Annotated in this window: 24 protein-coding genes; 13 read left to right on the forward strand and 11 right to left on the reverse strand. The window is 70.0% G+C overall.

Going from position 1 to position 26051, the window contains the following annotated elements; all coding sequences use genetic code 11:
* Positions 1-143: 143 nt before the first annotated feature.
* On the forward strand, positions 144-488 hold the full coding sequence (locus O5I81_RS15940; protein WP_271065846.1) for a hypothetical protein: 345 nt from the start codon (positions 144-146) through the stop codon (positions 486-488).
* Between the two features lie 66 nt (positions 489-554).
* On the opposite strand, the gene O5I81_RS15945 is transcribed toward O5I81_RS15940, so the two are convergent.
* The 7 genes from O5I81_RS15945 to O5I81_RS15975 are packed head-to-tail and all read right to left on the reverse strand — an operon-like array spanning position 555 to position 6221.
* Positions 555-1238 (reverse strand): hypothetical protein, encoded by a 684-nt coding sequence (locus tag O5I81_RS15945; protein WP_271065847.1) that lies wholly within the window; start codon positions 1236-1238, stop codon positions 555-557.
* Positions 1235-1759 (reverse strand): hypothetical protein, encoded by a 525-nt coding sequence (locus O5I81_RS15950; RefSeq protein WP_271065848.1) that lies wholly within the window; start codon positions 1757-1759, stop codon positions 1235-1237. The genes O5I81_RS15945 and O5I81_RS15950 overlap by 4 nt, the downstream gene beginning before the upstream one ends.
* Positions 1756-2538, reverse strand: coding sequence for a hypothetical protein (locus tag O5I81_RS15955; protein WP_271065849.1), 783 nt, complete (start codon positions 2536-2538; stop codon positions 1756-1758). Before O5I81_RS15955 ends, O5I81_RS15950 begins: the two co-directional genes overlap by 4 nt.
* The gene (locus O5I81_RS15960) at positions 2535-2990 is read right to left on the reverse strand and encodes a prepilin-type N-terminal cleavage/methylation domain-containing protein (RefSeq protein ID WP_271065850.1); all 456 of its coding nucleotides are present in this window, start codon (positions 2988-2990) and stop codon (positions 2535-2537) included. The genes O5I81_RS15955 and O5I81_RS15960 overlap by 4 nt, the downstream gene beginning before the upstream one ends.
* Positions 2987-3355 (reverse strand): hypothetical protein, encoded by a 369-nt coding sequence (locus tag O5I81_RS15965; RefSeq protein ID WP_271065851.1) that lies wholly within the window; start codon positions 3353-3355, stop codon positions 2987-2989. Before O5I81_RS15965 ends, O5I81_RS15960 begins: the two co-directional genes overlap by 4 nt.
* Positions 3352-4557 carry a type II secretion system F family protein gene (locus O5I81_RS15970; protein ID WP_271065852.1) on the reverse strand — a complete coding sequence of 402 codons (1206 nt, stop codon included), beginning with the start codon at positions 4555-4557 and terminating at the stop codon, positions 3352-3354. Before O5I81_RS15970 ends, O5I81_RS15965 begins: the two co-directional genes overlap by 4 nt.
* Entirely contained in the window at positions 4554-6221 is a 1668-nt protein-coding gene (locus tag O5I81_RS15975; RefSeq protein WP_271065853.1) for a GspE/PulE family protein, read from the reverse strand. Before O5I81_RS15975 ends, O5I81_RS15970 begins: the two co-directional genes overlap by 4 nt.
* A gap of 100 nt (positions 6222-6321) precedes the next feature.
* On the opposite strand from O5I81_RS15975, the gene gspG reads away from it, so the two are divergent.
* The 8 genes from gspG (at position 6322) to O5I81_RS16015 (ending at position 16583) form a co-directional block, all read left to right on the forward strand.
* Positions 6322-6768: a type II secretion system major pseudopilin GspG gene (gene gspG / locus O5I81_RS15980; protein ID WP_271065854.1), complete on the forward strand. Its 447-nt coding sequence runs from the start codon at positions 6322-6324 to the stop codon at positions 6766-6768.
* 8 nt (positions 6769-6776) lie between these two features.
* Positions 6777-8762: a type II secretion system secretin GspD gene (gspD, locus tag O5I81_RS15985; RefSeq protein WP_271065855.1), complete on the forward strand. Its 1986-nt coding sequence runs from the start codon at positions 6777-6779 to the stop codon at positions 8760-8762.
* Entirely contained in the window at positions 8749-9495 is a 747-nt protein-coding gene (locus tag O5I81_RS15990) for a hypothetical protein (protein ID WP_271065856.1), read from the forward strand. The genes gspD and O5I81_RS15990 overlap by 14 nt, the downstream gene beginning before the upstream one ends.
* Positions 9474-10043, forward strand: coding sequence for a prepilin peptidase (locus O5I81_RS15995; protein WP_271065857.1), 570 nt, complete (start codon positions 9474-9476; stop codon positions 10041-10043). The genes O5I81_RS15990 and O5I81_RS15995 overlap by 22 nt, the downstream gene beginning before the upstream one ends.
* A 287-nt stretch (positions 10044-10330) precedes the next feature.
* Entirely contained in the window at positions 10331-13567 is a 3237-nt protein-coding gene (locus O5I81_RS16000) for a M1 family aminopeptidase (RefSeq protein ID WP_271065858.1), read from the forward strand.
* Positions 13568-13687: 120 nt separating this feature from the next.
* Complete coding sequence (locus O5I81_RS16005; RefSeq protein WP_271065859.1) at positions 13688-15223, forward strand: acyl-CoA synthetase; 1536 nt, start codon at positions 13688-13690, stop codon at positions 15221-15223.
* A gap of 277 nt (positions 15224-15500) precedes the next feature.
* On the forward strand, positions 15501-16400 hold the full coding sequence (locus O5I81_RS16010; protein ID WP_271065860.1) for a hypothetical protein: 900 nt from the start codon (positions 15501-15503) through the stop codon (positions 16398-16400).
* A gap of 39 nt (positions 16401-16439) precedes the next feature.
* On the forward strand, positions 16440-16583 hold the full coding sequence (locus O5I81_RS16015; RefSeq protein ID WP_271065861.1) for a hypothetical protein: 144 nt from the start codon (positions 16440-16442) through the stop codon (positions 16581-16583).
* A 134-nt stretch (positions 16584-16717) separates the two neighbouring features.
* Here O5I81_RS16015 and O5I81_RS16020 read toward each other — a convergent pair whose 3' ends face one another.
* Complete coding sequence (locus tag O5I81_RS16020; RefSeq protein WP_271065862.1) at positions 16718-17794, reverse strand: TIGR03032 family protein; 1077 nt, start codon at positions 17792-17794, stop codon at positions 16718-16720.
* Positions 17795-17873: 79 nt separating this feature from the next.
* Positions 17874-20369 (reverse strand): FG-GAP-like repeat-containing protein, encoded by a 2496-nt coding sequence (locus tag O5I81_RS16025; RefSeq protein WP_271065863.1) that lies wholly within the window; start codon positions 20367-20369, stop codon positions 17874-17876.
* A gap of 245 nt (positions 20370-20614) precedes the next feature.
* Between O5I81_RS16025 and O5I81_RS16030 the strand changes: the two genes are divergently transcribed.
* A complete protein-coding gene (locus O5I81_RS16030; protein WP_271065864.1) occupies positions 20615-21064 on the forward strand; it encodes a MaoC family dehydratase in 450 nt (149 codons plus the stop codon).
* Positions 21065-21076: 12 nt separating this feature from the next.
* On the opposite strand, the gene O5I81_RS16035 is transcribed toward O5I81_RS16030, so the two are convergent.
* On the reverse strand, positions 21077-22246 hold the full coding sequence (locus O5I81_RS16035) for an N-acetyltransferase (RefSeq protein ID WP_271065865.1): 1170 nt from the start codon (positions 22244-22246) through the stop codon (positions 21077-21079).
* A 95-nt stretch (positions 22247-22341) separates the two neighbouring features.
* Entirely contained in the window at positions 22342-22560 is a 219-nt protein-coding gene (locus O5I81_RS16040) for a CsbD family protein (protein ID WP_271065866.1), read from the reverse strand.
* 180 nt (positions 22561-22740) lie between these two features.
* Here O5I81_RS16040 and O5I81_RS16045 point away from each other — a divergent pair, with 180 nt between their 5' ends.
* The 3 genes from O5I81_RS16045 (at position 22741) to O5I81_RS16055 (ending at position 25996) form a co-directional block, all read left to right on the forward strand.
* Entirely contained in the window at positions 22741-24906 is a 2166-nt protein-coding gene (locus O5I81_RS16045) for a S9 family peptidase (RefSeq protein WP_271065867.1), read from the forward strand.
* Positions 24907-25112: 206 nt separating this feature from the next.
* Positions 25113-25658 carry a GNAT family N-acetyltransferase gene (locus tag O5I81_RS16050; protein WP_271065868.1) on the forward strand — a complete coding sequence of 182 codons (546 nt, stop codon included), beginning with the start codon at positions 25113-25115 and terminating at the stop codon, positions 25656-25658.
* A 2-nt stretch (positions 25659-25660) separates the two neighbouring features.
* Positions 25661-25996: a hypothetical protein gene (locus O5I81_RS16055; protein WP_271065869.1), complete on the forward strand. Its 336-nt coding sequence runs from the start codon at positions 25661-25663 to the stop codon at positions 25994-25996.
* Positions 25997-26051: the final 55 nt, after the last annotated feature.

Consider the following 26051-nt stretch of genomic DNA (forward strand, 5'->3'; position numbering starts at 1 on the left):
ACAACCTTTGGAAGAAAAACGGCGGCGTGACAGTGTGTCTATGTCGAATTCCACCGTTAAGCATGGTTTCCGGATGACTAACGAACCGTTGGAATGCTAGATTCCACCGTCTGCGGAAAGGGCCGCGGATGGGGGATTTAGTGATGCATAGACGTGCTTTCATCGCCGGCAGCGCCTTGGCCGCCGCCGCCGCGCCTCTGGCCGGCAAGGCGGTCGCCGCGACCGCCGAGACCGTGACCATCAAGGGTTACCTGAAGCGGATCACCACCCACTACTACGCGATCAGCCCGACCGCGCAGAAGACGGATCCCAGCACGACCGACTACGCCGCCTGGCCGTCCGATGTCGTCCGGGTCTATCCCCGCGACGCCAGGAAGATGACCCTCGGCCTGGTCAGCGTGAAGGGCGTGGTCCTTCGCGGCCGTCAGCAGGACGCCTTCACCCGCACCGTCGCCACGGTGGTGATGACCGATGCCGTGATGGCCTGATCCTGACGCATCTTCACTGGAACCGCGGACGCCGCCTGGTCCTCCAGGCGGCGTTTTGCATGAGTCCTAGTCGGAGACCCTGGGAACCCGGGTATAGCCGGCCGGCGGCTCCTCGCCGGGCGGACCGCTCCACCAGCCCTTGCTGCCGGCCGGCGGCGGCGGCAGGGGTCTGCGCACGCGGGGCGGCCTGGGCGGTCCGGCCGGGCTGGCCGGCGCCGTGACCGCGCCGCCGATCCCGGCGGCCGGGGCGACGGCGACCATCCGCCGCTCGGGCGCGGCCATGGCGGGGCTGAGCGGCCCCCCGCGGGCCGTAAACAGCGCCACCTGCAGACGCTTGCGCCCCTTGACCAGCCGGGCGTCGCGGCGGCCCAGCGACACGACCCGCCAGCCATCGACGCTGTCGCCGCGCCGGGCCCGCACGCTCAGGCCGTTGGACGAGAAATAGCCGGTCAGGGCGCCATCCTTGCCCATCACCCCGACCAGCACCGGCAGGGCGTCGGGCCGTGGCGGCGGCGGCGCGGCGTCTGGCGCGGCGGCGGCCTCGGCGCTGATCGGCGCGCCCGCCCCGGCGAATCGGGTCATGCGGGCGGCGCTGGACGGTTCCTCGACGCCGGCGGCGGCGATGCGGGGACCGCCGCTGGCCGGCAACAGGCCGGCAGCGGTCATGTCAGGCTCCTTCGCGGGCCAGAAGCTGATGACGGCGGCCAGCACGGCGGCGCCGCCCAGGATGATCAGCGGCGGCCGAATCATGCGCCGCCCCCCTGGATGGCGACCAGCACGGCCAGGTCGGCGCTGATCTCGGCGCCCGGCGCACCCGGCTCACCGGTGGCCAGCAGCAGCCGCTCCAGCACCACCGCCTCGCCGCGCTTCTCGATCCAGCGGGCCAGGCGGTCGGCGGCCGGGGCGTCGGCATAGCCGCGCAGGCCAAGCCGCACGACCTGCAGGTTGGTTCCGCCCGGCCGTCGCTCCAGCACCTCCAGCTCGACGACCTTGATTCCCGCCTCGGTCAGCGCCTGGCGTATGCGCGCGGCGGCGGCCAGGGAAGCCTGGCTGGCCGGGGCGGCGACCAGCGCCTCGCCCGTTGCCGCCGTGCCGGTGCGGGCGGCGTAGTCGCGCACGAGCCCCTCCTGCAGGGCGGTTTCCTTGTGCGTGGCGCTGAGGTCCTGCAGTTGCAGGCCGACCCGCACCGCCAGCAGGGCGGCGACGAGCAGCAGCAGGCCGGCCGCCAGCGGCAGCCAGCGCTGGGGGATCTGCGGCAGGGTCCGGCTCACTGGCACGCCTCCGCATCGAGAATCACCCGGTTGCCGGCCCCGTTGCCGTTATCGTTGGTCGCCCGCGCCCCCTTGCCGGTCAGGATGGCGAGTTGCTCCGGCGTCATCGGCTGGGCGAGACCGGCCATCACCTGGCCATCGGCGGCCGACAGGTCGGTCAGCACCACCTCGCCGCCGGTCGCCGCCAGCGTGTCGAAGGCGCAGTCGATCATCATCGCGTGGCGCTGGTCAGCGGCGGTGCGCCAGACCCGCTGGGCGTCGCCCTGCAGCCGCACCTGGCGGCTGGTGAAGCGCACGAGGTCGGTGGTGGCGTCGAGCCGCGCCTGCGCTCGTTCGACCGACTGGCCGAGCCGCAGCGAGGTCGCGCCCAGCACCAGCACCAGGCCAGCTGCGAAGGCGCAGACCAGCTCCAGGGTCTTGCGCCGGTCGCCCTGATCAGCGCCGCGCCGGTAGGGATTGTCGAAGCGGAAGTCGTAGGTCTCGCCGTCCAGCTCGCCCTGTCGCTCGACGAAGGCCGGGCCATGGGCGGCGATGGTCGGGGTCGGGCCGAACAGGCCGCGCGGGGCGAAGGCGACGGCGAAGCGGGTCTGGCCGCCCTCGGCCGGGCCGACCGTCTCGACCGCGAAGGCTGTCTGCTCGGCCGGCAGCGGCGACAGGATGTCCAGCTGCAGGGCCACCGCCTCCCGCGCCGCCTTCAGCGACCCGGTCGGCAGGTCGAGCGGGCGCACGAAGATCTCGGCCTCGGCGGCCCGGCTGTCATCGGCCTCGAACAGACTCATCGCTTGCCGCAATCCCCCCGCTGCGGATCATAGGCGCAGACCTCCGGGAGATCGCACCGCAGGGCCGCGACCGCAATCGCCGTATCGTCGCGGGCGATGGTCGCGGCCGACCAGCCGGGCCGCTCGGACCCGTCCGGCCGGCGGGCCGTGACGATGTCGGCCCTTGCGCCGTCCGGCAGGCCGAGGAAGGGAATGGAGTCCGCCTCGCCCTTAAGCCCGAGCCCGCCCGTATCCTCGATCGCCAGCACCCGTCCCGGGCCCGCGCAGCGGTCAGCGCCGCGCAGGCTCGCCTGCAGCCCCTGGTCGGACGGGTCCGGCCGGCCCAATGCCGCCGCCCGCTTGGTCCAGCCGATGAAGTCGACCTGCAGATAGATCATCGCCGTCATGATCAGCGCGCCGATGCCGATGGCGACCAGCGCCTCCGTCATGGCAAAGCCGTTGGCCCGCCTCATTGCGAGCCCCCGACGATGACGGCGTCGATGGCGCTGCGGTCCGGCCGCGCCCCCGCTGTCCAGGTCACTTCCAGCCGCACGCGTTGCGCTCCGTCCGGACTGGAGACCTCGACCGGCCCGCGCGGCAGGCGCCGCCAGCGGTAGCGTCCCATCCGCCCCGAGGTCATCGCCCGCAGGTCGGCCGGCGTGGTCAGTCGCGCCTCCTCGTACAGTCGCTCGATGACGGTGGCGGCGGCCATGCGCGCCTGGGCCCGGTCGATGGTCCGCGCCGCCCAGACCAGCAGGGTCAGGGCCAGCGCCCCGGTCAGCGTCGCCAGCCCGAGGGACACCAGCGCCTCGGCCAGGATGAACCCCTTCCGCTTCACAGCTCGACCATGTCGCTGATCGACATCAGCCCCTGGAAGACCACCAGGACGATGCCCCCGACCACCAGGCCGATCAGCAGCACGATGGCCGGCGTCAGGATCGACAGGAAGCGCTCGGTCTTCTCCTGGGCCCGGGCCGACAGGGCGTCGCCCGCCTCGCCCAGCACCCGGGGCAGGTCGGAGGCGCTCTCGCCGACCTTGGTCAGGCCGACCAGCATCGGCGGGGCGAAATCAATCGCCCGGAACACTTCCGACAGCTTGGTCCCCTCGCGCAGCCGCGGCTCCTGGGCCTCGAGCGCCAGCCGCACCGGCTCGACCCCGATGGCCTCGACCGACACGCGGTAGGCGGTGGCCAGCGGCACCCCGGCCCCGACCGCGATCGACAGCCGCTGGGCCAGGCCCCCGAACACCGTATCCGGCAGGATGCCGAACCCGGCCCGGGTCAGCATCAGCCGGTGCAGCCCGCGCAGGGCGCCGTCACGGGCCGCCCGCGACAGGGTCAGGGCCAGCGCCAGCACAAGGCCCGCCAGTCCGAGAATCGGCGCCGCCAGCCGCAGGAACCGCCCGCCGGCCATCACCGCCTTTGTCGTCGCCGGCAGCTCGCCGCCCAGCCCGGTGAAGGCCGGCTCCAGGGCCGGCAGCACGGCGAAGGCGAACAGCAGGATGGCCGCCGCCGCCATGGCCATGACGAACAGCGGGTAGATGATCATGGTGATCAGCCGGGTCCGCGTCGCCGCCGAGGCCTTCAGCGCCGCCGCCCCGCCGGCCAGGATCTCGGTCAGCCGCCCGGTCGCCTCGCCGGCCTTGGCCAGCGCCTGCAGGTAACGGCCGGTCTGGCCGGGAATCGCCGACAGCCCCGCCGACAGCGGCCGGCCGGCCATCAGCTCGCCCCGCACGTGGCTGGCCAGCCGGGCCAGCACCGGAACCTCCGACGTGGTCTCGATGATGTGCAGGGTCTGGCCCAGCGACAGGCCGCTCTTGAGAAACCGCGCCAGGTCGGCGGCGAAGGCCGCGCCCTGGGCGTCATTGACCGACAGGCCGGTGCGGGCCGGGGCGAAGGGGGCGGTGCTGGCGGTGATGGCGGTCGGCGTCACCCCGCCGGCCAGCAGGTCGTCGCGCACCTGCGCCTCGCTCAGCCCCTCGCGCCGGCCGCGCGCCGGCCGGCCGGCCGCGTCCACCCCCCGCCAGGCATAGGTCGTCATAAGGACGTCGCCCGGTAGACATCCTCGAGCGACACCTCGCCCCGGGCCGCGTGACGCAGGGCGTCGTGGGCCAGGGTGGCGAAGTCGGCCCGGCCAGACAGCTGGCGGCGGATGTCGGCGGTGGGCGCCCCGGTCGAGATCATCCGCTCGATGGCCTCGTCGACGGTGAAGATCTCGCCCAGCGGCACGCGCCCCACCCGCCCGGCGCCGTTGCAGGCCCTGCAGCCGGCCGCCTCGTGCAGCCGCACCTCGCCGGCCGCGATCCCGTGCGCCTCGAACACCGCCGCCTCGTCCGCCGTCGCCGCCCGCGGCGCCTTGCAGGCCTCGCACAGCCGAGGCGTCAGCCGCTGGGCCGAGGCCCCGATCAGCACCCCGGCCAGCAGGTAGCGCTCGACCCCCATGTCGGCCAGGCGGGCCGGGGCGGTGGCCGCATCGTTGGTGTGCAGGGTGGCGAGCACCAGGTGGCCGGTCAGGGCCGCCTGCACCGCCAGTCTGGCCGTCTCGCTGTCACGGATCTCGCCGACCAGGATGACGTCCGGATCATGGCGCAGGAAGGCGCGCAGCGAGGAGGCGAAGGTCACCCCGGCCGCCTCGTTGACCTGGGTCTGGTTGATGCCGTCGAAGACGTATTCGATCGGATCCTCGATAGTCAGCACCTTGCGTTCCCGCGTCGCCAGCTTGCGCAGGGCGGCATAGAGGGTCGTGGTCTTGCCGCTGCCGGTCGGGCCGGTGACCAGGATCAGGCCGTAGGGCCGGCGCAGCTGCTGAGCGAAGGTCTCGCGGAAGGCCGCGTCGAAGCCGAGCGAATCGACGGTGAAATCCACCCCGTGCCGGGTCAGCAGCCGCACCACCGCCGACTCCCCGAACACCGTCGGCGTCGTCGAAATCCGCAGGTCGGTCAGCGCCCCCCGGATCGAGGCCGTCGCCCGCCCGTCCTGCGGCGCCCGCACCGAGGCCACGTCGAGGTCGGCCAGCACCTTGATCCGCGCCACCACGCCCGAGCCGAAGGCCGGCGCCAGCGGCTCCAGATCGCGCAACGCCCCATCGACGCGGATGCGCACCAGGCAGCGGTCGGCCTTCTGCTCCAGGTGGATGTCGCTGGCCCGCTCGGCCAGGGCCCGCTCCAGCAGGCCGTCGAGATAACGCACCACCGGCGCGTCGCGGGCGAAGTCGCGCAATCGCTCGGCGTCTTCCAGCGTGCCGCCATCGGGACCGGCCGGGGCCTCGGCCGCCACGGCCCGCGTCCGCGCCGCCCGCCACAGGCTGAAGGGGATGGTGCGCAGTTCGACCGGCTTGCCGGCCGCGAACCGCAAGCCCCGCCGCACATCCTCGCCACCGGCGTCGACCAGGCCGACTACCAGCCGGTCGGGATGGTCCTCCAGCACCAGGGCGTGATTCTCGGCCAGGTACTTCTCGTTCAGCGACACCGGCCCCAGGGCCGACGGCTCGTCGTCGCCGTCCCACAGCGGGGCGCCGTGCAGGGCGGCGCTGGCCGCGGCGATGGCGGCGTCCCCGGCCAGGCCCAGCAGGCTGGCCGCCACTGCCGGCGGCTGTCCCGCTGACGCCACGGCGGCCCGCAGGCGCTCACGGTCGGCGGCCAGCAGTCCCAGCGCCTCGGCCAGCCGCCGGGCGCCCTCGATGCGGCCCTGGGCCAGGGTCGGCAAGGCGGCCCCGGAGTCCGGGCGCGACCTGTCGCCATATGGACTCTGCGAAACGGACTGGGGCATAACCTGCTGAAGTTCTGAGGGTTGGTCGGTGGATACAATGGCGGGTTTGAACACCGGCAGGAAGATCAAACAACGTCGCGATGAGCGGGCCGGCTATACGCTGACTGAAATGCTCGTTGTGGTTGCTATTATTGGATTGATCTCGGCCGTCGTTATTCCTCAGGTCATGGGCCAGATGGGCAAGGCCCAGTCGCGCGCCGCCAAGCTGAAAGCCCAGACCGTGGCCGCCGCCGTCGAGCTCTATTCCGGTGATGTCGGCCACTTCCCCACCGCCGAAGAGGGCCTGATCGCCCTGGTGCAGCGGCCGGGGGGCCTGGACAGCTGGACCGGCCCCTATCTGCGCACCAAGGAAGAGCTTCTCGATCCCTGGGGCCAGCCGTTCCAGTACACGGTCGGTGAAGGCGGGGGCTTCAGTGTGAGTACGCTCGGGGCGGACAAGAAGCCCGGCGGCGAGGGGGCGGACCGGGACATCTCGGTCCAGTAGGGGACAGAATGAACAAGGCCATCCGGGTCGGCGCGGTCGCGCTGCTGTTGCTGCTGGGCGCCTGCGCGAGCGATCCGCGCCGGCCGGGCGGCAGCGCCACCCTGCCCCAGTCGCAGCCCACCTCGCCCGCCGCCGAGGCCGCCGCCGCCACGCGGGTGGGCGAAGAGCCGCCGCCGGAACGCCAGGGCTGGCGCGACGACGCCGTCGGCGCTCCCATTGCCGCGACGCCGCCTGTTCCCGCCAGCGGCTCGGCGCAACGCATCCCGATCAACGTGCTGATGGACCGCGCCCCGATTCCCGCCGCCGTCGAGGCGGTGCTGGGCGAGGTGCTGAGCCGGCCGTTCCGCATCGATCCCCAGGTCACCGGCGAGGTCTCCTTCCGGATGACCGGCGAGATGACCGAAAATGATATCCTGATCACCCTCGACCAGGCCCTGCGCAGCGCCAATGCCGCCCTCGTCGCCTCGCCGGGCGGCGGGGTGGCCGTGGTGCCGGCCGGCAATGTCCCGGCCTTCTCGGTCCTGCCGAGCGGAACCTCGCAGCAGCGCAGCTTCTTCGCCGGCGGCACGGCCATCTACCGGGCCCAGAATGTCAGCGCCCAGGAGATGGTCCGGGTGCTGACCCCCATCGCCGAGGGCCGCGCCCAGGTGCGGGCCGACAGCGTGCGCGAGTATGTCTACATCACCGGCGACCCCGGCACGGTGAACAGCCTGGTCCGTACCGCCGAGCTGTTCGACGTCGAATGGCTGCGCGGCAACAGCTTCCAGTTCTATCCGCTGAAATACGCCGGGGCCAAGGCCGTGGCCGACGACGTGCGCCGCCTCTACGGCGGCGCCGACGGCCCCATCGGCACCCAGGTCGACATGATCGACATCGAGCGGCTGAACGCCATCATCGTCATCGCCAAGTCGCCAGCCCTGCTGGACCAGACGATGAAATGGATCGAGCGCCTCGACCAGCCGGCCTCGCCGAGCGAACAGCGCATCCGCGTCGTGCCCCTGTCGAACATCAAGGCCGAGGACCTCGTGAAGGTGGTTGGCTCCTTCTTCGGCGCCGCCGCGCCGCCGCCCGGCGGCCTGTCCGGCCAGGGTGACGCCGCCTCCTCGCCCGGCGGCGGCCAGGTGACGGCCGACCCGCGCAGCAACTCGATCATCCTCTACGCCAGCGACGCCGAGTACCAGAACCTGCTGCAGATCGTGCGCCGCCTCGATGTGCCGCCGCCGCAGATCCTCATCGAGGGCACGGTCGCGGAGGTGCGGCTGAACGACAAGCTGAACCTCGGCGTCCAATGGTTCCTGCAGAACAACCCGGAGGTCACCGGCGGCTTCGCCACGGTCGGCAACGGCAACCTCGCCCTCACCTTCCCCGGCCTGTCGCTGCAGTACCTCGGCCCCGACTTCAAGGTGGCGATCAACGCCCTGTCGTCGGTCACCGATGTCGAGGTGGTCTCCACCCCGCGCCTGCTGGTGCTGGCCAACGAGACCGCCACCCTGCAGGTCGGCGACCAGGTGCCGATCATCACCCAGAGCTCGACCGGCGACCAGCAGACCAGCCTGACGGTCAACGCCGTCAGCTACCGCGACACCGGCGTCCTGCTGACCGTCACCCCGCGCGTCGGCGAGGGCGGCCGCATCTTCATCGACATCGAGCAGGAGGTCTCGGACGTCTCCGAAACCACCACCTCCGAGATCAACTCGCCGACCATCGCCCAGCGCAAGTTCCGCACCCAGATCGCCGTCGACAACGGCCAGGTCATCGCCCTCGGCGGCCTGATCCGCACCACCCGCACCAAGGGCGACTCAGGCGTGCCCCTGCTCAGCCAGATCCCCATCGCCGGGGCCCTGTTCCGCGAGCGGGCCAATGTGAAGGGCCGCACCGAGCTGGTGGTCTTCCTGAAAGCCACCCTGGTCCGCGACCGGGCCGACGCCGACCGGGTGACCAAGGACATCGCGTCCGGCCTGACCACCCTCGGATTCGGGCGTGACCGGCGCTAGGACCCGCCCCACGAGAGCGAGACTGCGGGGTTTCACCCTGCCCCTGACCCTGGCGCTGGCCTTCGCCATCATGAGCATGGCGGCCGGCCTGACGGGCCTGGTCACCGTCAAGGCCAAGGCGGCCCGCCAGAAGGACGCCGACCTCTTCGCCCTGATCACCCTGGAATCGGCCACCCAGGCCGGCCTCGCCAGGCTGGAAAAGGACGGCGCCCCGCAGACGCCGCGCTGGGAGGACAGCGAACGGCTCAACAACCGCCAGGTCGACCTCACCTTCCTCGCCGTCGCCTACAAGCCCGACGCCGGCCGCGACCCCGCCGCCGACATCGCCGCCGGCATCGTCCAGCCGGCCCTGCGCCAGCGGGTCGTCCGCGCCCTGGCCAGTCCCGACCCCAACATCGCCCGCGCCAGCTTCGCCCGCCTCGGCGACTTCCTGAAAGCCGCCGAGGCCTCGCCCTCGGAGGAAGACTGCCTGCGCGCCCTGCTGACCTTCGGCCGCGCCGCACCCCAACCCCTGCCCCTGCCGCCGGCCACCGCCCTGTCGCCGGAGATCCTGCCGCTCGCCCCCGGCGACGTCGTCGAGGTTCGCGCCGCCCTGCGCACCGACCGCTACAGCGACATCCTCTGGCAACGCCTCCGCTACACCGGAACCCCGGGTCGGCCCTGGCATATCCACGACTGGCGCCGCCTGCGCCTGGCCCCGGGCGCCGCGCTATGCAAACCGCCGCGGCCCTGATCCTTGGGGGCCTCGCCGCCGTCCTCGGCCTGGCCTGGCCCAGTTGGAAGCCGGCCGGCGCCAGGGCCCCGACCCTGTGGATGGCCGCCGCCCTCGTCGTCCTTTTCACCGTCCTGGCGTCCTTCAGCCGCTGGTCCCTGCTGCCGGCCGGCGCCATCCTGATCTTCCTGGCCCTCACCGACCTGCGCCGCTTCTCCCTGCCCACGGCCGGCCTCGCCCTGCTCGGCATCGCCATCGCCCTGGATCTCCTCCAGCACCCCCTGACCGCCTGGCCTCGCCTGCTCACCGGCGCGATCGCCCTCATTGCCTTCCTCGCCCTGCGCCACTTCTCCGGCAAGCCGCCCCGGCTCGGCTTCGGCGACGTCGTCCTGGCAGGCCTCGCCGCCATGCTCATCGACTGGCGACTGGCCCCCCTCGCCTTCGCCCTCGCCGCCCTCGCGCCCCTCGCCCTTCAGCGCCTGACCGGCCGCGCCGGCCCCGTCCCCTTCGGCTTCTGGCTGGCCCTGGCGACCCTGATCGCCGCGCCCTGGCCACATGAATATGTCTAGACATATCCATTTCGCCCCGTTTTGGGCGCTTCGTCCACCCCGTCGCCGCCGTAGGCCGCCCGATCACAAATCGCCCCACATTTGCAGGCAGATGACCACTCCCCGACCTACGCGTGGGCCTACATTCCCGGCCTCCCGACCGACGGCGTAGGGGCCATTCCCTCAGTGTTTTCAAGGCCGACCCGCTGGATACCGCCCTTTCGGCCCGGTTGCGCGGTATAATAGTGGGCCGCTTCGATAGGGCGTGAACCGTGGACAGAACGGTCATTTCCGCCAAAAGGTCAGGCGTGACGCCGCTCCGCTACCGCCTGCATCTCGCGCCCGACCCCGCCGCCGGCGCCTTCACCGGCGAGGTGACGGTCGAATTCGCTATCGATGCGGCAGCCGAGGCCTTCATGCTCGATTGCCTCGACCTCGCCATCGACGGCGCCTGGGTCGATGACGCGCCCGCCGCCTGGCGCCTGGACGGCGACAAGCTGGTCGTGACGCCCCCGGCGCCCCTCGCCAACCCGGCCAGCGTCCGCCTGACCTACGCCGGCCGCCTGTCCGAAACCCCGCGCGGCCTCTATCGCGGCGAAGGCTTCGTCGCCAGCCAGCTGCAGCCCAACCACGCCCGCCGCGTCTTTCCCTGTCTCGACGATCCCGCCCACCGCGCCGTCCTCGACCTCAGCGTCGCGGTTCCGGAAGGCTGGACCGCCCTCTCCAATGCCGCCGTCACGGCCAACGCAGGCGGCGTCACCCGCTTCGCCCCGTCCCCGCCCCTGCCGACCCACCTGATGGCCCTCGCCCTCGGCGCCTTCCGCACCATCAGCGCGGGCCCTGTCTCGCTCCACACCCTCGCCCCCGGCCCCAGCGACGCCTGGGTTCTGCAGACCGCCGTCGCCGCCTTGGCCGTCTTCGGCGACTGGCTCGGCGTCCCCTATCCGTTCGGCAAGCTGGACCTCGTCCTCCTGCCCGAGATCGGCGTCGCCGGCATGGAGAACACCGGGGCCATCTTCCTGCGCCAGGCCGCCCTCGCCCGCCCGACCCGCGAGGCCGCCACCCTGATCGCCCACGAGATCGCCCACCAGTGGTTCGGCGGCCTGGTCACCCCGGCCGGCTGGGAGGAGCTCTGGCTCAACGAGGGCTTCGCCACCTGGCTGGCCCCCAGGGCGGTGGCCGCCGATCTCGCCGACGATGCGGCCGAGGTCGCCGCCCTGCGCGCCGCCCTCATCGGCGACAGTGGCCCGGGCGCGCGGCCGCTGAGCGGTCCGGTCCCCGACGATCCCTCCCGGCTGTTCGATATTCTCACCTATCGCAAGGGCGCGGCCCTGCTGCGCATGCTCGAAGGCTGGATCGGCGAGACCGCCATGCGAGCCGGGCTCGGCCGCTACCTGCAGGACCACGCCCTCGGCGTCGCCCGCTCCGCCGACCTGTGGGCGGCGCTGGAGGCCGCCAGCGGCCAGCCGGTCGCCGCCGTGGCCGGCGATTTCGTCCGCCGCATCGGCCCCGCCCGCATCGCCCTGCGCTGGCGGGACCGGACCGTCCACCTGGCCCAGCGGGGCGACGACCTGGTCAGCCTGCCGGTCAACCTGCGGATCGCCACCGAAAGCGGCGAGGTTCGCCAGACCCTGCTGCTGGAAGGCCCCACGGCCAGCCTGACCCTGCCGGGCGAGGTCCGCTGGGCTGTCGCCGACGGCTATTTCCGCACCACCTATCCGGACGGGCCGCCGCCGCTGTCGGCCCTCACCGGGTCCGAGGCCGTCGTTTTGGTCGAGGACGCCTGGCTGGCGCTCTGGGCCGGCGAGACCGACCTGCCCGCCTTCCTGCACCTGGCCGGCGAGGCCCTGTCCGCCGGCCGCGCCGCCGCCGTGCTGCGCCCCCACCTCGCCGACCTGCGCGACCTGCTGGCGAGCGGCCCGCGCCAGGCGGTGTTCGACGCCTGGCTGGCCGGCCTCGACCCGCCCCAGCCGATACCCGTCTTCGCCGACCTTAAGGCCCGCCTCGCCGACGACGAGGAGGCCGCCGTCGCCGGCCTCTGCGCCCTCACCGACCCAGCCTGCCTGTCCGACCAGCTGGCCCTGCTCGACCGCTGGCCCGTGCTGGCGGCCGAAGGCCTGCTGGCCAACCCCGCCGTCCGCGCCGCCGCCTGGGAACACCTCAAGCTCCATTGGGACCGGCTGGGCGAGCCGGTGCAGGGGCTCGGCGGCCGCGGCCTGGTCGCCGGCCTCGCCGCCTTCGCCGATCCCGCTATCGCCGGCGCCATTCTCCAATTCTTCCAGGACCGGCCGCCGCCGCCCGGACTGCGGGGCGCCCTCGACCGCATCGCCAGCCGCGCCGCCTTCCGCGACTGGGCCCGGACGGCGATGGACGCCTTCCTGCTCCGCCAGGGCGCCGAGGGTCCGGCCGGCGACAGCCAGCCGGTGCTGGCCGCGCTGAACGCCGGCTTCCAGGGCGCCCTGGCCCAGCGCGCCATGCTGGAGGGCTTGGGCCTGACGCCGCCGCCCTGGATGCATACCCTGCAGAACCTGCGCGGCGCCCTGGCCGCCGCCGAGCGGCCGTGGCTGCAGAGCCTGCGCGGTCCCGCGCCCGTTCCGACCGACCTCGCCCATCGCCTGGTCGAGGATCTCGAGGCCGCCGCCGCCCAGCTCGCCGCCCTGACGGCCAAGCTCCCCGACACCAAGGACCGCGACGCGGCCCTCATCGTCGCCGCCGGCCTGGCGCGGGCCGCCATTACCGCCGAGCGCCGAACCGAGCTGGCCGTCCTCGCCGCCGCCCTGACCGAGGACGAGGCCGCCGCCCGGCCGCTGCGCGCCGTCCTCGCTGACCGCCGCGCCGCCTCCGCCATCGCCCAGGCCTGGATCGCCGATCCGCCGCGCATCCCCACCCGCTTCCAGCGTCTGGACCTGCAGAACGACGCCGCCCTCGCCGCCGGCCAGCTGCGCCTCCTGGCCCAGGACCTGCGGCTGGCGCTGGAGGGCGCGGCGCCCGATGCCTGGAGCGCCTTCGGGTTCGACGCTCGCACGACCGAGCTCTGGCGGGCCGCCGGCTTCGCGGACGCGGAGGCCGCCGCCGCCTGGCGCCTGCGCGGCTTCGCGCCGAAGGCGGCCCGCGACCTCGCCGCCCAGGGCGCCGATCCGGCCGCCCTGCGCCGCCGCCCCCTGGCCAATCCCGCCCCGGCCCTGCCGGTCACCCTGCCGGACGGGACGGTGCTCAAGGTCGAGCAGGCCGCCGATCCGGCCATCCGCGCCGGGGGACTGATGAACCGTGACAGCCTGCCCCCGCGCGGCGGCATGCTGTTCGTCTTCCCGGACGACCGCCCCCGGCCGATCACCATGGCCGGGGTCCGCTTCGCCCTCGACGCCCTGTGGCTGGGGCCGGACGGAACGATTCGTCACATCGAGGCGGCGGCCCCCGCCTGGCGCCCGCAGGCCCTGCCGGCCGACCCGGAACGGGCCCGCTGCCGCTACCTGCTGGAGCTGGCCGCCGGCGCCGTCGGCCGCCTTGGCCTCAAGGTCGGAGACCGTCTCGCCTTCGCCGTTTGAAGAAACCCGCGCCGGATGCCGCGACGGCGCCCTTGAGCCGGAGGGCCGGGTGCGCTTCTATTCGCCCTTCAAGTGAACAACGATAACCCGGCGCAAGAACGGGGTCCTCGAGGAAAAACCATGCATCCCACCGTCTTCGCCAAAAGCCACCCCGACCGCGCCGCCTACATCATGGCGGGGACCGGCGAGACGGTGACCTACAAACAGCTCGACGAGCGCTCCAACCAGGGCGCCCAGCTGTTCCGTTCGCTGGGCCTTGGGGTCGGCGACGTCATCGCCATCTGCATGGAGAACAACGCCCGCTACTTCGAGATCGCCTGGGCGGGCCAGCGGTCGGGTCTCTACTACACCTGCATCTCGTCCAAGCTGACGGCCGGCGAGATGGAGTACATCCTGCGCGACTGCGGGGCCAAGGTGCTGATCACCTCGGCGGCCATGGGCGACCTGGCCGACGAGATCGCCACCCTGGTTCCCGACCTCAAGCTCTACATGGTCGGCGGAACCCGCGGCCCCTACGAGAGCTTTGAAGCCGCCCGCGACGCCATGCCGACGACGCCGATCGCCGACGAGACGGCCGGTTCGGACATGCTCTACTCTTCCGGCACCACCGGCCGGCCCAAGGGCGTCAAGCCGGCCCTGAGCGGCCTGCCGATCGATGCCCCCAACGCCCTGCAGATGATGACCACCGGCCTGTTCGGCTTCCCCGAGGGCTGCGTCTACCTCTCGCCGGCCCCGCTGTACCACGCCGCCCCCCTGCGCTGGTGCATGAGCGTTCACAAGCTGGGCGGCACCGTCATCGTCATGGAGAGGTTCGATCCGGAAACCGCCCTGGCCCTGATCGAAAAGTACAGGATCGACTGCGGCCAGTTCGTGCCGACCCACTTCGTGCGCATGCTGAAGCTGCCCGAGGAGGTGCGCGCCAGGTACGACATCTCCAGCATGAAGTCGGCCGTCCACGCCGCCGCCCCCTGCCCGGTCCCGGTCAAGGAACAGATGATCGGCTGGTGGGGTCCGGTGATCCACGAATACTACGCCGGCACCGAGGGCAACGGCTTCTGCTACATCGGGTCCACCGACTGGCTGGCCCACAAGGGCTCGGTCGGCAAGGCGGTGCTGGGCTCCCTGCGCATCTGCGACGAGGAAGGCGACCCCCTGCCGGCCCGCGCTGAAGGTCAGGTCTATTTCGCCGACGGCCCGCCGATCAACTACCACAACGACCCGCAGAAGACGGCCGACAGCTACAACAAGCACGGCTGGACCAGCCTGGGCGATGTCGGCTGGATGGACGAGGACGGCTTCCTCTACCTCACCGACCGCAAGAGCTTCATGATCATCTCCGGCGGGGTGAACATCTATCCGCAGGAGATCGAAAACCTGCTGGTCACCCACCCCAAGGTCACCGACGTGGCCGTGGTCGGCGGGCCGCACGAGGAGATGGGCGAACAAGTCATCGCCGTCATCCAGCCGGCGTCGGGCGCCGGCGATCCGGAACTGGCCGCCGAACTGCTGGCCTTCTGCCGCGCCAACCTCAGCCATGTGAAGACGCCACGCGTCATCGACTTCATGGAGGAACTGCCGCGCCACCCGACCGGCAAGCTCTACAAGCGGCTGATCCGCGACGCCTATTGGGGCAAGACGGACGGCAAGATCGTCTGATCCATAGATGACGCTAGGTCAACGCTCTCCCGTTTGAGTTGTTTCACAACGCTGAGTATCTACTGCGGCCCTGTAGTCTGGGCGCCGGCAGGAGCGACATTGAAGTCATCAGGTAAATGCCCATTTCGGGCCCTGTAACTTTCCGGACGAATTTCTGTTTACTTGAAGCATCAACCGCGTATTCCAATGCCTCAATCTCGTTCACTTCTATAGAACGTTGTTATATTTTCCTTCGGGGAAGAGGTTTCAGGGCAGTGCGCGTAGAGTTGGTGTCGGCGTGAGCGGCGAACTGGGCAAGGAGACCGCCGGCGAGATGACCGCGCTGGTCTTCGCCGTCCTCGACCAGCAACGCCTCGACGCGATGATCGCCGAGCCCCGGTTCGGCGAGGTCAGCTTGGCCCTGCTCGACAACTGGGGCCCGCACGCCGAGGACGACGCCTCGATGACCCGCACCCTGCGCGATGTCGGCCACTACATGGCGGGCATCTGGGCCGTGGGCCTGCATGGCTCGCCGGAAGGCTTCAACCACGCCAGCCTCAGCCGGCTGGTCGAGCCCCTGGGCCTGGGCAGCCGCAGCCGGGTGCATGCCATGCTGGTGTATCTGCAGGTCATCGGCCTGATCCGCCCGACCGCGGCGACGGGCGATGGCCGGATCAAGCGCTACGCCCCGACCCCGGCCCTGGAAGCGCTGTTCCGCGCCCGCTGGCGCCGCGAACTGGCCCTGTGCCTGCCGCTGCTCGAGGACGCCCGGGCGGCGCTGGACCGCTGGGACGAGCCTGGCGTCTTCGAGGCCTTCATGGCCGCCACCGGCCGCTTCATGGCCGGCAGCTTCCTGGCCTACGATCGCAAGGCGCCCAACCTCGACGGCATCTCGGAGCGCAACGCAGGCCTCACCGTGATGGGCCAGCTGGTCACCATGGCCGGCGGCGACTTCCCGCCGACCGGTCCGGCGGTCATCAACCTCAGCGAACTGGCCAAGCGCAGCGGCGTCTCGCGCCAGCACGCCCGCAACATCCTGAAGGTCGGCGAAAAGGCCCAGTTCTGGCGCACCGCCGCGGACGGCCGGCTGAGCTTCACCCAGGCCTTCGACGAGCAGATCCGCGTCCTGATGGCCTCCTACATCCTGCACCTCGGCTGGTGCGTCGAGCAGGCGCTCCAGGCCGTGGACGCCCCCTAGCCCTCCGTCCCGTCATTTCCGCTGACGGAACGTGGTCCCGTGGCGTTCGACATCCTCGCCGCCAGGCGGCTGGCGGCTTCCTCGATGACCCTGACCCGACTGCTGTTCAGGTTTGGCCGGGCGGCCCTGGCCTGCGCCGCCTTGACGGCGTCCGGCGTGGGGCCGTGCAGATCGACCATGTAGGCGATCTCTTCGAGGACAGCCCTTTCAAAGCGCCGTTTCCGGGTTTGACCAAACATACGCTCCGCCCTCCATCCGGCGGAGCCTGTCTGTACTCAAATTGGAGCGTGCGGCGGCAGTGGAAAAAATCGGAACGATCAGCCTTCGTCGATGCTGATTACCCGCCGCACGTCGTCGCCGATCAGGCCGATGGCCGAAGGGTTGCGCACGCCCGGCAGGGCGACGACGTCGAACAGCTCACGGACCACGCCCTCGATCCGCACCCATTCGACGGTGTCGCCGCTCTCGGTGTCGATCACCAGGATGCCGCAACGGGCCACCGCGTCGCGGCTGGCCAGCGCCTCATCGAGCGGCAGTCCCTGGAAGGTGCGGTTCTCGCGGGCCTGCGACAGGCCCACCAGGGCGTACTTGCCGATGAAGCTGAGGCCGCGGGCGTAACCCGGGCAGAAGGCCACCATCTTGAAGGCCTTGGTGTCCGGATCGATGAAGCCCAGCTCGCCGGCCCCGGAGTTGAGCACCCACAGCTTGCCGTCATGGACACGCGGCGAGTGGGGCATGGACAGGCCCTCGACCACCCGCTCGTTGTTGGTGACGTCCATGATCATGCCGCCGTCCGAGCGGCGGTCGCGCCAGCCGTCGGCGACGTCGGACCGGGAGACCATGGTCACGTAGCGCGGTCGGCCGTTCTCCATGGCCAGCCCGTTCATGTGGCAGCGGTCTTCCGGCGCCAGCTTGGTGATGAAGGGCGGTTGCCAGATCGGCTTGAAGCTGTAGCCTTCGCTGATCGTGGCCAGGCAGGAGAACAGGGTGTTGACGAAGACGATATTGCCGTCGGCGTCGAAGGCGATGTCATGGGCGTCGACGTCGCCGGTGATCCAGCTGACGCGCGGGGTATAGACCGCGTCGTGCGCGCCGCTCATCTGGCCGGGCGGGAGGACGTTATCGAAGCGGTAAATCTGGTAATGGGTGGCCAGCGCCAGCTTGCGGGCGTCGTCGCTGCGGGCCAGGCCCATGCAACGGGCGAAGGTGCGCTCGAACACGGCGATGCGGCCGGGCTCCTTGATGCCGAGGAAGAAGATCTTGCCGGCCTGGTAGGTGGTGAAGCTGATCGACGCGCCCATCCGCTGGAGCCAGTCGGGGAAGCCCCGCGAGGTGGTCAGGGCGAAGGCTTCCTTGGGCGGAGCTGAGGCGTCGGCGGTCGTCGTGTCGGTCATGGCCGCACGTTTGGCACACGCGAAGCGGACTGACGAGTGGAAGAATCCACGCTCTTCGGCCCGTCCTCGCCATCGGTCCTCAGAGCAGCCAGTCGGCGCTTTCGCCCGTCACATCGCCGTTGATCTTCATCTGGTAGTCGATCCGCCCGTCACCATTGACGTCGAGCCGCAGGGTCGTGACGCCGCCGGCGAAGGTCAGAGTCATCTGGCCGATGTCGGACAGATGGCCGTTGTCAGGTTTGGTGAAGGCCGAGACCAGCCGGAACGCCTGGTTGCCGTCGACGCGGGTGTTGGCGTCGATGGCCGACAGGTCGATGCGATCGCCTTCAGCGGCGCTGAAGTCGAAGATCTGGTCGGTTTCGAGCACCGCGCCGCCGAGGCTTTCCTGGAGGACGCGGAAGGTATCGGCGCCCGCCCCCCCGCGCAGCAGATCGTTGTCCGCCCCGCCGATGATCGTATCGTCGCCGTCGTTGCCGTTCAGGGTATCGACCCCCGCCCCGCCGTTGATGACGTTGGCGCCGGCGTTGCCCTGGATGTTGTTGGCGTCGCCGTTGCCCGTGCCGTCGATGGCGCCGGATCCCTGCAGCTCGAGACCCTCGAGATTCGCCCCCAGCACCCAGGTGATGCCCGCGCGGACGATGTCGTAGCCCTCACCGGCGTTTTCGAAGACGCTGTCGGAGGCGTCGACGATGTAGACGTCGTTCGCCGCGCCGCCATAGAGGTTGTCAGCCCCGGCGCCGCCGTCGAGGTAGTCATTGCCGTCGCCGCCGCGCAGGGTGTCGGCGCCGTCGCCGCCGTCCATCCGGTCGTTGTCGGCCTCGCCGAACAGGTTGTCGGCGCCGATGCCGCCGAACAGCTTGTCGCTGCCGTCGTTGCCGTACAGCTGGTCATCGCCGTCTTCGCCGTAGACCAGGTCGCCGCCGGTTCCGCCGCTCAGGGTGTCCGTTCCCAGGCCCCCGAAGAGCTGGTCGGACAGTTCGCCGCCGTCGATCGTATCGTTGCCGGCGTCGCCATAGAGGGCGTCGTTGCCATCGCCGCCGTAGATGAAGTCCGCCCCGCCGGCGCCGCGCAGGATATCCTTGCCGGTCAGGCCGTAGAGGGTGTCGTCGCCGCCCAGGGCGGTGAAGCTGTCGTCGGCGGCGGTGCCGGCGAAGTTGCGCGTGACCCACTGGCCGTAGACCACATAGACCGGCCCGCTGCCGGTGCCCCGCATGGCGATGTCGTCGAGGCCATCATTGTTGATATCGCCGATCCCGGCGACGTTCTTGCCGATGATGGCGTTGTTGGCCGGACCGACGATCTTGAAGCCCTGATCCGCTGTCATGGTGGCCAGATTGATCGACGCCGGGATCCCGGAGGCCGACCCGTAGACCACATAGACCGTACCGGTGCTCGATCCGCCTACGTCGGCGTAAGGGGAGCCGAGGATGAGATCGTCGAACCCGTCGCCGTTCACGTCGCCCGCGTTGCCGACGGAGTCTCCAAGCACATCGCCGGTAGCCAGGCCGGAGATGCGGAATCCATTGACGCCATTGAGGCTCTCCACCGACAGGGTGGCGCCGAAGCCGCTGGTGGTTCCGTAGACGACGTAAACCGCGCCCGTGTTCGCGGACCCGATATCGGCATAGCGCATGCCCATGATGAGATCGTCGATCCCGTCGCCGTTGACGTCAGCGGTCGCATAGGTGACGCGGGCCTGGTAGCCGGCCGGCGCCACAACCTTGAATCCGTTGGCGCCATTCAGGGTCGAAGTGCTGAACGACGCCGCGAACCCGCTGGCCTTGCCGAACACGATATAGCTTCCGCCCTCAAGCCCGTCGGAAATGTTGCCCTGCGAGTTGAAGGCCAGGTCATCGAAGCCGTCGTTGTTGATATCGCCGACCGATCCGAGCACGAGCCCGAAGTTACCGTTCCCTTCGCCCGTGACACGGAAGCCGTTCATACCGTCCAGGGAGGCGACATTGGTTACGAAGCCTGAGGCGCTTCCGAACAGAATGTAGGCGCTGCCAGGCGAGGGACCCACGCCGTGGGCGCTGATGACGACGTCCTCATAGCCGTCGCCGTTGACATCGCCGGCGGTCGAAACCATCCCCCCGAAGAAGGTGTTGCTGACGCCGGTGATCAGCACCCCCTCCGAGGCGCTGACCGGATTGGTGGTGACCAGAGACTTCGACCCGCTCGGACCGCCATAGATCAGCACCGCGGTGCTTGTGGTCATTCCGCCGATCAGCAGGTCGTCGTAACCGTCATTATTGACATCGCCGATCCCGTCGACGCGACCGATGTTCGAGGCCGCCGACGAGCCGAGGATCTTGAACCCGTTGAATCCGTCGAGCGATGTGAGGGCGAAGGCGCTGCCGAACCCGGAACTGGTTCCGAAAATGACGTACGACGCGCCAAACCCGGAAAAGGCATTGGTCGCGCCGATCGCGAAATCGTCGATGCCGTCGTTGTTGACGTCGCCAGCGGCGGTGATGGTGTAGCCGAGCGAGACGCTGCCGGCCACTTCCGGGGCAATGACAAAGCCGGTCGACGCGGACAGGCCGGATATCAGAAAGGTTGCCGGAAAGCTCAAGTTATCCCCCTGCGAGCAACGCTGTCCCGCCTAGTGAGGGCGCGGCGTCAACCAAATTGATGATCCATCCGGACGACGGGAGGGCATTGCCCTGCAACCACGTGACCGGCGGGTAACCGACATTACTCAAAATACGATGTTCGCCAAGCCCCGATGTGCGTATCGCACGCAGCGTCACGCTTGAGGCGGCCGGGCCGGCATGGCATGCACGCCAACAACGGTTTGCAAGGACGAGGGACACCACCATGAAGGAAGTCGATATCAAGGACCTGGGCACGCTGGTCGGCCAGGAAATCGGCGTCAGCGACTGGGTCGAGATCACCCAGGAACGCGTCAACCAGTTCGCCGAGGCGACCGGCGACCACCAGTGGATTCACGTCGATGTCGAGCGCGCCACCCGCGAGATCGGCGGCCCGATCGCCCACGGCTACCTGACCCTGTCGCTGATCCCCTTCCTCGGCGCCGGGCTGCTGCGCGTCACCGGCGTCACCCGCGGCATCAACTACGGCTCGGACAAGGTGCGCTTCACCAACATGGTGCGGGTCGGCAAACGCGTGCGCATGCGCCAGAAGCTGCTGGCCGCCGAGCCCAAGTCGGGCGGCATCCAGATGAAGAACGAATGCACCATCGAGATCGAGGGTGAAGACCGCCCGGCCTGCGTGGCCGAGACCATCTCGGTGATCTACGGGGCCTGAACCCTTCTCGACCTACGAGACGCGGCGGCCGTCCTTCGGGGCGGCCGTTATCGTATCGGCGGCCCCGGCTCCGCCCAGCGGCGGCGGCCGCAGGCAGAAGCTGTAGTCGCCGTCATATGGCGTCGGCTGCCAGGCCGCGATCATGGCCGGATCGACGTCGGGCGCGAATCGGGCGTGGCAGTGACCATGGGTGACCTGGCGATGGGCGCCGGGCAGGTCGGCGAGGATGGCGTCGATCGCCGGCGACACCGTCTGCAACCGGACGCGGGCGACACCCAGGGCCCTGGCGTTGTCGACCAGGGTGCGGACCAGGGGCGGGATGGCCACGGCCTCATGCTCGACCGGCGCGATCAGGTCGACGATATCAAGGCAGGGCTGGTCGATCTCGGTCGGCTTGGAGAAGTAGGCCAGCAGGTAGCCGGCCAGCCGCCCCCGGTGCTCGTAGCCGAGCAGGATCGGCCGCCGGGTCAGATCGGGGTCGGCCAGGCGCCAGCGCAGGGTGGCCGAATCGCGGGCCGCCAGCAGCCGCCCGTCCTCCTGCAACCGGGCCCAAAGCCCGTCGAAGCGGCCATCGACCTCCTGTTCGAACAGTACCCGCACATCGGGCGCCAGCCGGGTCACCGCGCCATCGCGCAGTCGATCGCTGATGAAGCGCTCGCCCCGCTCGCGCACGCCGTCAAAGCCGCGCAGGTTGCTGTAGCGCCACAACAGTCGCTCGCGGACGACCGCCGGCAGATCGACCCACCAGCTGTACTTCACATTGTGGGTCGCGGACGGCCAGGCCTCGAGGGCGTAGTGGCGATAGTGGCCCGCCGAAACGGCGTTGGCGTTGAACAGATAGATGCCGAACCGGCCCTCCTGCTCGGCCAGGGCGCGCAGCACCATGCGGCCCGCTCCCTTGGCGCGCGGATGGGCCAGGAAGGTATGGCCGGTCGCCCCGCGCACGACCTGTGTCCCGAAATGGAACCGCTGCACGAAATTTCCCAGAAAGGCCGAAACCTGCCCGTCCAGTTCACAGACCCAGCCGGCCGGGCCGGCGTCGCCGGGTTCTCGGGCCCCGGGCGGCCCTTCCGCCAGCCACGCCCAGGCCGCCGCGCTGCGCTGCGGCCACCAGGCCCAGTCGCATAAGGCGTTGACGGCCGGCACATCGTCCAGTCGGAAAGGTCGCAGGTCGTAGGTCACGATTGCTCCAGATCGGGGCGGCGAGCGCCTCTTGACCGATCCGGAGCAATGGCCGTGCCAATAGGTGACCCTTTGGTAACTGGGCCGTTAACCGATCAGCTCTTGAAGCTCTTGTCTTCGGCGTGACGGGCTTCAAAGGAGCGGATTTCTTCTTCCGCCTTGTCCTTGGCGTATCCGTAGCGTTCCTGGATCTTGCCGGCCAGCTGATCACGCTTGCCGGCGATCTCGGTCAGATCGTCATCGGTCAACTTGCCCCACTGTTCCTTAGCCTTGCCGGTGAACTGCTTCCACGAGCCTTCGATACGGTCCCACATGGGCTGATCCTTTCACACATTCACGAAAAGCCGACGATCACCGCCGGCCGGACCATGAAAACCCCTTCATGATGCAGTCCGTTCCGTTGACCCGCCGCGCCGGGTCGGGCCAAGGTCGGGTCAACGCCGAATGTCCGGCCTTTCAATGCCCCCCTATCCACCTTTCAAGGGTGCCTCCATATGAACCGTCGTGAAGTCCTGGCGGCCAGCGCCGCCGCCGCAGCCCTCCTTCCAGGTCAGGTCATGTCCGCAACCAAGCCGAAGCCCGTGCCTCCCGTCGTCAAGAAGGAGCCGAAGGTCATCGAACAGCTCGGCCGCAAGCGGACCGACGACTACGCCTGGATGAAGGACGACAACTGGCAGCAGGTCCTGCGCGACCCGACCATCGTCAAGGCGGACGTGAAGGAGCACCTGACCGCCGAGAACGCCTACACCAAGGCCATGCTGTCCTCGACCGAGGACCTGCAGACGAAAATGTTCGAGGAGATGAAGGGCCGGGTCAAGGAGGACGACGCCTCTGTTCCGGCCCCCGACGGCGCCTGGGAATACTACACCCGCTTCAACAAGGGCGGCCAGCACCCGCTTTTCTGTCGCCGACCCAAGGGCAAGGCGGATGGCGAGCAGATCCTGCTGGACGCCGACAAGCTGGCCGAGGGCAAGGCCTACTCCGAGGTCGCCGCCACCGCCCACAGCAGCGACCACAAGCTGTTCGCCTATGCCGAGGACGCCCAGGGTTCGGAATTCCACAAGATCTTCGTCAAGGACCTGGAGACCGGCCAGCTGGTCGGCGAGACCATCGAGGCCGGCTACGGCGATGTGATCTTCTCGCCGGACGGCGCCTGGCTGTTCTGGACCAACCGCGACACCGAGGGCCGTCCCGACAAGGTCTTCCGCCGCCCCGCCCGCGGCGGCGAAGCCACGGTGGTCTATGAAGAGTCCGACGAGGGCATGTTCATGGGCGTCGGCACGACCGCCTCGGACGCCTTCATCTCGATCGGCATCGGCAACCAGGAGACCAGCGAGCTTCGCCTGATCCCGGCCGAGACCCCGACCGCCACGCCGGTGGTCTTCGCCGCCCGTAACCCCGGCGTCCTCTATGACGTCGAGCACTGGGACGGAAAGTTCGTCATCCGCACCAACGCCGGCGGCGCCGTCGACTTCAAGCTCTGCACCGCCGAGCCCGGCAAGACCGAGGCCGCCCACTGGAAGGACTGGATCGCGCACCGGCCGGGCCACTTCATCGTCGGCATCGGGGCCTTCAAGGATCACCTGGTCCGGATCGAGCGGGTCAACGCCAACAACTCGATCTTCATCACCAAACGGGCCGACAAATCCGAGCACGCCATCGCCGTCGACGAGAAGGCCTATGTGCTGGGCATCGAAGGCGGGTTCGAGTTCGACACCCCGGTGATGCGCTACACCTACACCTCGCCGACCACGCCCCGGCAATGGTTCGACTACGACATGGAGGCGCGCACCAAGACCCTGCGCAAGACCCAGGAAATCCCCTCGGGCCACGATCCGTCGAAGTACGTCGTCGACCGTGTCTATGCGAAAGCCAGCGACGGCGCCGAGGTGCCGATCACCGTCCTGCGCCGCAAGGACGTCGCCCTCGACGGCAAGGCGCCGCTGCTGGTCTACGGCTACGGATCCTACGGTATCCCGCAGGAGCCGGGCTTCTCGATCCGCAACTTCAGCCTGGTCGATCGCGGCTGGGTCTGGGCCATCACCCATATCCGCGGCGGCTCCGACAAGGGCTGGGGCTGGTTCCAGGACGGCCGCAAGTTCAAGAAGAAGAACACCTTCACCGACTTCATCGCCTGCACCGAGCACCTGCAGAAGAACGGCTACGGCAAGCCGGCCAAGACCGTGGCCTACGGCGGTTCGGCCGGTGGTCTGCTGATGGGCGCGGTCATCAACATGCGGCCGGACCTCTATGCCGGCATCATCGCCGCCGTGCCGTTCGTCGATGTCATCAACACCATGAGCGACACCAGCCTGCCGCTGACCCCGCCGGAGTGGCCCGAATGGGGCAACCCGATCGAGGACGCCGCCGCTTACGACTACATGATGAGCTACAGCCCCTACGACAACGTCGGCAAGAAGCCCTATCCCAGCGTGCTGGCGACGGGCGGCCTGTCGGACGGCCGGGTCACCTACTGGGAGCCGGAGAAGTGGGCGGTGAAGCTGCGGGAGAACACCACCAGCGGCAATCCCATCCTCCTGAAGATCAACATGGAGGCCGGCCACGGCGGCGCTTCGGGGCGGTTCGACTTCCTCAAGGAAATCGCGCTGGACTACGCATACGCGGTCTGGGCCGTCGAGAAGGGCTGGACCAGGGTTTGATCTCCATCCTCCCCCGTTTACGGGGGAGGGGGACCGCCGCCGAAGGCGGTGGTGGAGGGGGCGAGTGACGGAGCGATGACGTTGCGGGTTCGAAGAATGCGGTGGGAGACCTTGGAGGTCGGTGGGGTCCTCGCCCCCTCCACCACCCGCTTCGCGGGCGGTCCCCCTCCCCCGTACGCGCTTCGCGCTACGTGGGAGGATGAGGGGTGATCGTCCGGGACGCCACCGAAGCCGACGCGCCGGCGCTGGCCGCCATCTACGGCGACGCCTGCCTGCACGGCTTCGGGACGTTCGAGGAGGTCCCGCCGGAACCGGCCGAGATGGCGCGGCGGCTGGCCGAGGTGAAGGATCTCGGCCTGCCCTACCTCGTCGCCGAGGAGGAGGGTGAGGTCGTCGGCCTCTGCTACGCCAAGCCGTTCCGTCCCCGCTCGGCCTATCGGTTCACGGTCGAGGACAGCGTCTACGTCGCCCCTGGTCAGGGCGGAAAGGGCGTCGGCCGCCTGATGCTGGCCGAGCTGATCCGGCGGTGCGAGCCGCTGGGCCTGCGACAGATGACGGCGGTGATCGGCGACAGCCTCAACGCCGGCTCCATCGGCCTGCACGCGGCGCTGGGCTTCGAACACACCGGCGTCTTCAAGGCCGTCGGCTGGAAGCACGGCCGCTGGGTCGACATCGTTTTCATGCAGCTGTCCCTCAACGGTGGCGACAGCACGGAGCCCTCGGGTCGCGGACAGACCCTGCGGGAATTCTGACCGTGCTTGAGGTCGCAAGCGGAAGGGCCTATCTCGCCCGCATGATGGCCCTGCGCCCCCTGCTGCTGATCCTGACGGCGATCGTCTTCGCCTTCGGCAGCCTGGCGCGCGCCGCCGAGATGCCAATGAGCGAGCCGCCCTGCCACGAGGCGCCCGCCGCCCCCTCCGGCAAGGCCACCCTGGCGGTCAGCTGCTGCGTCGGCTGCATGCCGGCCCCCAACCTCCTGCCCGCCCCCATCCTGACGCCGACGGCGGCGACGGCGGCGACCTACAACATCGCCAGCCCCACCCTGCTGAGCCGCCCCCTGACCCCCGAGACCCCGCCTCCCCGCGCCTGATCCGCCCGCTTCACGGTCGCCCTTGGCGGCCTTTCGGATCATGATCAAGCCAACA

The organism is Caulobacter sp. NIBR1757 (genome assembly GCF_027912495.1).
Classification (GTDB): Bacteria; Pseudomonadota; Alphaproteobacteria; order Caulobacterales; family Caulobacteraceae; genus Caulobacter.

Excerpts from the sequence above, each read along its gene's own strand:
- O5I81_RS15940 (WP_271065846.1), top strand. The coding sequence starts at position 144 with ATGCATAGACGTGCTTTCATCGCCGGCAGCGCCTTGGCCGCCGCCGCC.
- O5I81_RS15945 (WP_271065847.1), bottom strand. The coding sequence starts at position 1,238 with ATGATTCGGCCGCCGCTGATCATCCTGGGCGGCGCCGCCGTGCTGGCC.
- O5I81_RS15955 (WP_271065849.1), bottom strand. The coding sequence starts at position 2,538 with ATGAGTCTGTTCGAGGCCGATGACAGCCGGGCCGCCGAGGCCGAGATC.
- O5I81_RS15960 (WP_271065850.1), bottom strand. The coding sequence starts at position 2,990 with ATGAGGCGGGCCAACGGCTTTGCCATGACGGAGGCGCTGGTCGCCATC.
- O5I81_RS15970 (WP_271065852.1), bottom strand. The coding sequence starts at position 4,557 with ATGACGACCTATGCCTGGCGGGGGGTGGACGCGGCCGGCCGGCCGGCG.
- gspG (WP_271065854.1), top strand. The coding sequence starts at position 6,322 with ATGGCGGGTTTGAACACCGGCAGGAAGATCAAACAACGTCGCGATGAG.
- gspD (WP_271065855.1), top strand. The coding sequence starts at position 6,777 with ATGAACAAGGCCATCCGGGTCGGCGCGGTCGCGCTGCTGTTGCTGCTG.
- O5I81_RS15995 (WP_271065857.1), top strand. The coding sequence starts at position 9,474 with ATGCAAACCGCCGCGGCCCTGATCCTTGGGGGCCTCGCCGCCGTCCTC.
- O5I81_RS16005 (WP_271065859.1), top strand. The coding sequence starts at position 13,688 with ATGCATCCCACCGTCTTCGCCAAAAGCCACCCCGACCGCGCCGCCTAC.
- O5I81_RS16020 (WP_271065862.1), bottom strand. The coding sequence starts at position 17,794 with ATGACCGACACGACGACCGCCGACGCCTCAGCTCCGCCCAAGGAAGCC.
- O5I81_RS16030 (WP_271065864.1), top strand. The coding sequence starts at position 20,615 with ATGAAGGAAGTCGATATCAAGGACCTGGGCACGCTGGTCGGCCAGGAA.
- O5I81_RS16040 (WP_271065866.1), bottom strand. The coding sequence starts at position 22,560 with ATGTGGGACCGTATCGAAGGCTCGTGGAAGCAGTTCACCGGCAAGGCT.
- O5I81_RS16045 (WP_271065867.1), top strand. The coding sequence starts at position 22,741 with ATGAACCGTCGTGAAGTCCTGGCGGCCAGCGCCGCCGCCGCAGCCCTC.